General features: G+C 45.8%; 1 protein-coding gene. It reads left to right on the top strand.

From position 1 onward, the window contains the following. Nucleotides 1-48 precede the first annotated feature (48 nt). On the top strand, nucleotides 49-1204 hold a 1156-nt coding region (locus tag A3735_RS00790), incomplete at its 3' end, for an AMP-binding protein (protein ID WP_156499283.1).

Raw genomic sequence — 1204 nt, 5'->3', positions numbered from 1 at the left:
AAGAGTTATATCTACTTACTCGGTAACATAGACTTCAAGGAGCCTGTCATGAGCTTAGCTGCCCAGAATAACTACACTACCTCTAATTCAACCAGTGATTTTGTGCCAAACATCGATAAAGTTGGCTATCAGAGCCTGTATCAAATGTCGATAGAGAAGAATGAAGACTACTGGCGAAAAGAAGCTGAGCGCTTGTATTGGGATAAACCCTTCACCAAAGTCAAAGATGTCTCATTTGCAAAAGATGACTTACATATTTCATGGTATGAAGATGGAGAGCTGAATGTTTGTTACAACTGTGTAGACAGGCATTTAGAAACGCGAGCAGACCAGGCAGCCATAATTTGGGAAGCCGATGAACCGGGCCACAGCAAGACAATTACCTATCGAGACTTACATCGAGAGGTGTGTCAGTTGGCTAATGGCCTGGAATCTATGGGAGTAGGTAAAGGTGACCGTGTCGTACTGTATATGCCTATGATTCCCGAGGCATCGTATGCGATGCTGGCGTGTGCTCGTATTGGTGCCATTCATTCAGTGGTATTTGGTGGTTTTTCGGCAACAGCTTTAGCAGATCGCCTGGATGATTGTGAGGCAAAAGTCGTGATTACGGCGACAGAGGGTGTGCGTGGTGGGAAATCTATCCCGCTTAAGTCAAGTGTGGACGACGCGCTGGAGATATCCAAACGTAATACTGTCAAAAATGTACTGGTTGTTGAAACAACCCATAACACAGGTTCAACTCGTCATAACTGGGACGTTGACTATCGTCGCTTGGTGGCTGAGCAAGCTGACAAGCATACAGCCGTTCCGGTAAATGCTGAAGATCCATTGTTCATTCTTTATACCTCTGGTTCTACCGGTAAACCAAAAGGTTTACAGCATTCCAGTGGTGGATATTTGACTTATGTGACGTCGACCTACTACTACACATTCGACCATAAAGAAGGTGATGTGTTCTGGTGCTCGGCAGATGTTGGCTGGATTACCGGCCATAGTTACATCGTTTATGGACCCTTGGCGAATGGTGCCACAACGCTCATGTATGAAGGCGTTCCCAATTATCCGAGTATGGGGCGCTTTGGTGAAGTAATTGATCAGCACAAGGTGACAGTTTTCTATACAGCGCCGACGGCTATTCGTACCTTAATGGCTAAAGCGGACGAAGCGACTGGGTCTAGTAAACGTGATTCACTGAGAATTC

The sequence above is a fragment of the Oleiphilus sp. HI0061 genome, from assembly GCF_001635675.1.
Note: the sequence above shows the minus strand (reverse complement) of the source record. Positions and strands in the feature narration are given on the sequence as shown.